Origin of the sequence: Pseudomonas sp. PS01301, from assembly GCF_029960215.1 — a bacterium.
Classification (GTDB): domain Bacteria; phylum Pseudomonadota; class Gammaproteobacteria; order Pseudomonadales; family Pseudomonadaceae; genus Aquipseudomonas; species Aquipseudomonas coleopterorum.
Genome location: NZ_JASCPM010000087.1, coordinates 1 through 4,812, shown reverse-complemented (window position 1 = coordinate 4,812; position 4,812 = coordinate 1). Strand labels below are relative to the sequence as shown.

Annotated in this window: 4 protein-coding genes; 2 read left to right on the top strand and 2 right to left on the bottom strand. The window is 61.8% G+C overall.

All coding sequences use genetic code 11. The features are described 5' to 3' along the window. Positions 1 to 80: 80 nt before the first annotated feature. Positions 81 to 1,091, bottom strand: coding sequence for a hypothetical protein (locus tag QMX89_RS22370; protein WP_122744028.1), 1,011 nt, complete (start codon positions 1,089 to 1,091; stop codon positions 81 to 83). Positions 1,092 to 1,331: 240 nt separating this feature from the next. Here QMX89_RS22370 and osmE point away from each other — a divergent pair, with 240 nt between their 5' ends. Together osmE and QMX89_RS22360 are read left to right on the top strand one after the other, a co-directional pair. Next, positions 1,332 to 1,679, top strand: a complete 348-nt coding sequence (gene osmE, locus QMX89_RS22365; protein WP_049862004.1) for an osmotically-inducible lipoprotein OsmE — start codon at positions 1,332 to 1,334, stop codon at positions 1,677 to 1,679. Positions 1,680 to 1,862: 183 nt separating this feature from the next. Then, positions 1,863 to 2,402 carry a ferritin-like domain-containing protein gene (locus QMX89_RS22360; RefSeq protein ID WP_043191077.1) on the top strand — a complete coding sequence of 180 codons (540 nt, stop codon included), beginning with the start codon at positions 1,863 to 1,865 and terminating at the stop codon, positions 2,400 to 2,402. Positions 2,403 to 2,571: 169 nt separating this feature from the next. Here the strand turns inward: QMX89_RS22360 and QMX89_RS22355 are convergent, their stop codons facing one another. Then, positions 2,572 to 4,644 (bottom strand): AsmA family protein, encoded by a 2,073-nt coding sequence (locus tag QMX89_RS22355; protein ID WP_282349923.1) that lies wholly within the window; start codon positions 4,642 to 4,644, stop codon positions 2,572 to 2,574. Positions 4,645 to 4,812: the final 168 nt, after the last annotated feature.

Sequence of the window (4,812 nt, the reverse complement as noted above, 5' to 3'; positions counted from 1 at the left end):
GGCAGAGCCCGCTCCCACAATGCTCGCCCCCCCACAGGTATTGTGGGAGCGGGCTCTGCCCGCGAAGAGGCCAGTAAGCCCTACACCAACTGAGCCTGCTTCAGCTCACTCTTCAGATAGGCATAGTAGATCGGCCCCGCCACCACCCCAGGCAGCCCGAAGGCTGCCTCGAAGATCAGCATCGCCAGCAGCAGCTCCCACGACTTCGCACTGATCTGCCCACCGACGATCCGCGCGTTGAGGAAGTACTCGACCTTGTGGATGAGTATCAGATAACCCAGCGCCGCCATGGCCACCCAGATCGACAGCGACAGCCCGACGATGGTGATCAAGGTGTTCGAGATCAGGTTGCCGATCACCGGCAACAGCCCGAGCAGGAAGGTCAGCACGATGAGGGTCTTGGTCAGCGGCAGCTTGATACCGCACATCGGCAGGACCACGGCCAGGAAAATGGCCGTGAAGAAGGTGTTCAGCAGGGAAATCTTGATCTGCGCGAAGACGATGTTGCGAAAGGCCCGCACCAGCAACGCCAGACGGTCGAACAGCGCCGCCGCCAGGGGCTTGCGCTGGTCGGGATCGGGAATCGCCTGCAGCGCGATGATGGCGCCCAGCACCATGCCGATCAGCAAGGTCACGAACATGTGCGCGGCATCCTTGCCGACCAGCTGCAGATCGCTCAGGTGCTTGCTTAGCCAGCCGCTGATGGCCACGCGAAATTCGGCGGCGCTGGCCGGCAGGTAGGCGTCGATGAAGGGCGGCAACTGGCCGCGCGCACGATCGACCACGCCCATGAACTTGTTGAGCGAAGCACCCGGGTTTTCCGCTTCGTGCAGGACGAAGCTGATGACGCCGGCGAACAGCAGCGCCAGGCTGCTGACCACCAGAGTGCCCAGCAGCGCCACCGCCACCCACCGCGCACGACGCCCGGCGATCAATCGCTCCAGCTGCGGAGTCAGCATGTTGACCAGTTCGAACACCAGCAGGCCCGCCAACAGGCTGGGCAGCAGGCGCATCGGCAAGACCAGCAAAAGGCCGCCAAACACCAGAATCCAGCTGGCGATCAGCACTTGACGCGAAGAGAACATGGGCATAAAGCCTCAGAAGCGAGCGATTCGAAAGGACAGGCAGTCTGCCAGCGTTGCGAGCGAAGGGCCAGTAGACGAACGCATGCGCGGCCCCGGCTAAATTGCGTCATTTGTTTTCCAGCGTGGGCTGCCCGTGGACGGCCTGGCCAGCCAGTCGGCGGGCGAAAAATTTCAGAACTATCGTCTCCTCACCACGCTCCAAACCAGCACGGGGCCACTCTCGGCCCATCGAAGGAGCGACTCCCTATGTACAAGCAATCCTTGGCTGCACTGTGTGTCATCGCCTCGCTGGCTGGCTGTTCCTCGAACACCACCGTGCAGAACCCGGTGGACTTCGTGACCTATCGCGACGCACCGCTGGTCAAGCAGGTCGAGAAAGGCATGACCATGCAGCAGGTTCTGGCCATCGGCGGCACACCGTCGACCGTCGTTGCAGGCACCGCCAACTCCGCCTATGGCACTTGCAACAACTACATCCTCAACCGTGAAGGCCATCAACAGCCTTACTACGTCAGCTTCGACAGCTCTGGCCGTGTCGCGACCAAGGGCTTCATGACCTGCGAGCAGCGCAAGCTGAACGAAACCGCGCCGTAATCCTGCTTCAGGCGGCTGACGAAAGGCCCTCCCCAGGCCATTTGTAATAAAACTTTTCGTCGCCGCCGCCACTCACATTCCTGTAGCGACATTCATGCAATGACGCATCTGCACCGATCCCGCCGGGTTCCGAATTCGGAACAACAGAGCGAGAAGGCTCAAACCGTATAGCTGGAGATAAACATGCTGAACCTCGAAACTTCCCAACTGACATCCGTACAAGACCTGCGTGCCCGCGCACGTCAGAACGTCGATCAAGGCGCCGTCACCGAAGGCTACAACGCCGACCGCGAAGAGATCATCAAACTGCTCAACGGCTCGCTGGCCACCGAATTGGTGTGCGTGCTGCGCTACAAGCGCCACTACTTCATGGCCAGTGGCCTGAAGGCCAGCATTGCGGCCGATGAATTCCTCGAGCACGCCGAGCAGGAAGCCGAACACGCCGACAAGCTGGCCGAGCGCATCGTGCAACTGGGCGGCGAGCCGGAATTCAACCCGGACCTGCTGAGCAAGAACTCCCACGCTCAATACGTGGCAGGCAACACCCTCAAGGAAATGGTCTACGAAGACCTGGTGGCCGAGCGGATCGCTATCGACAGCTACCGCGAAATCATCCAGTACATCGGTGACAAGGACCCTACCACTCGCCGCATCTTCGAAGACATCCTGGCCCAGGAAGAAGAACACGCCGACGACATGGCCGACATTTACAACGCGCTGTAATCGTCAGTCGCAGGTCCCAAGCCAGAACTCAGGTTCTGGCTTTTTTATGCCCGGTCATTTTGCCTGCATCCCGTAGGAGCGGTCCGTGGCCGCGAAACAGGCGACCCGATGCAATTGACACACCGCAGCGCCTGGTTCGCGGCCACGGACCGCTCCTACAGAAACCGGCTCAGGATCCAGGTACCGTCTTCGGTGCCTTGCCCGCCTTCATCTGCTGCAGCAGCGGCGTGCACTGGTTCGGCTCACCACCGCTGGGTGCCACCAGCGCCAACAGGCCTGCCGCCGGCCCGATGGTCGCGCCAAGGGCGACCATGCCAGCCCCGCGCAACAACAACGGTACCGCCTGCACGCCGGCATTGGGCTTGGCGAACGGGCCGCGCACGTACAGCGGCGAGCGCAGCGACAGCAGACGGAAACCCTTGGACTCCGGCGAGATCTTCAGGTCCAGTTGTTCCTGCTTGAAATTCACCGTGCCATCGATGTAGATGATCGCGTTCTCGGTATCGAAGACGAACAGATCGGTGCTGGCCAGCCCGTTCTTGATGCCCAGGGACGCGGCCGCGCAGTTGATGTCGACTTCCTTGTCACCGAAGATCTTGCCGACCAGGTAGTTGCCGACGTTCAACCCGGCAATCTCCATCAGGTCGCGGCTCACCGCGCCATCATTGACGAGCATTTTCAGATTGCCATTGGCCGTCCCCAGCAGCGCCGCCACCGAATTGCCGGTGCCGGCAATGTCGGCGTCGCCGTTGAGCTGACCGAAGCTGGTGCGCATGGGTTCGAACGAGGGGAACAGTTGCTTGAGCTGAAAGCCGCGCGCGGTCAGTTTGGCCCGACCCTGCAACGGCGTGGTGCGGCCGTTCAGCGAGATCTGTGCGTCGAGCTTGCCGCCGGCCACGCCGAAGCGTAGCGGTTCCAGGCGCAGGTTGCCGTCGTCCAGCACGACATGGGTGTACAGGTCAGTGAACGGCAGGTCTTCGCTGTGGACGATCTTGCGCCCGGTGAACTCGACGTCGGCGTCCATGGCGCGCCAGCGGTCGGTCTTGAACTCTTCCACCGGCAGGACCTTGCCGGCCGGTTGCTTGCTCGCTCCGCCGCGGGCCTTCTGCTCGGCATTGGAGTCGGCACCGATCAACGGCTTGAGGTCGGCGAACAGCAATTGGTTGGACACCAGCGCGCCGCTCAGCTTTGGCCGAGGCTGGCTGGCGACGAAGCCCAGGTTGCCATGGATGTCGCTGTTGCCGATCTTGCCGTTGAAATCCTCATAGCGAAACGACGCGCCGCCAGGCTCGTGCAGCTTGACCAACAAGTGCCCATCGGTTTCGTACGCGGGAGAATCCGGCAGGGTCACGCCGGTCAGTGGGTAGAGATTGCCCAGGCTGCTGCCACTCAGGCGCAGGCGCAAATCCAGCGCGCCCAGGTTGCGCGGATCGGTCAGAGTGCCGGCAACCGCAGCGCGGGTGTCGGCGATACGCACATCGACCTGCACGGGAAACGGCCGGGAAGCGTCCTGCAGCGCCAACAGCCCGCCGATCTTGCCCGAGCCCGAGAGCGGCAAGTCCTTGTAGCGACCATCGACCTTGAAACCGAACGCGTAGTCCTGCGCACTGGCACCTTGGTCGGCGACTTTCTTGGCCGCACCGCTGCCGACGATGTCGCTGAACGGAATGGGTTTACCCAATGGGTCGATCAACACCTTGACCGAAGTCTTGAGCGTCTGGTCGTCGAACGCCACCACGCCCTTGTCGAAGCCGATGGAGCCAATGTCCATTACCCACTTGGACGGCTCGGCGTCGGGGTCCTTTTCGTCGAACTGGAAGGTCCAGTTGGCGCGACCATCGGCCAGACGTTGCAGAGAGACATCGGGACCGGTCAGGTCGATACGCGGTATGACCACGCGTTGGGCCAGCAGCGGCAGTGGGGAAAGACGAAATTCGACCTTCTGCAGGCTGGCCATCTGAGGTTTCGACGACCAATCGGGGTTGCCCAGGGTGATGTCCTGGGCGACGAAACGCGGCCACGGCACCCAGGCACGCCAGCCACCTTCATCCTCTTCACGCTGCCAATGCACGGCGAGGTCACCATTGATGGCAAAGGGACGATGCAAGGCTTCGGAAACCTTTTCGTTGAGCGTGGGTTTGATTCGATTCCAATCGAAGGTGGCGATCACCACTACCACTATCAGCAGCAGGACCAACAGGCTGCCCAGGGTCCAGGCGACGATTTTACGTGGGCGCGTCATTGCGGGCTCCTTGAGACTGCGTGCTCCCGCGAGCACAGGGGGTACTACCAACAAGGGTAGGACTGATAAACGCCTTGAGGGTTTAGTTTTTGGGTTTTTCGAGCCCGGACGCGGCTCGCGCCGCTGCTACAGGGATCGTGGTATGCCCCTGTAGCACCGGCGCAAGCC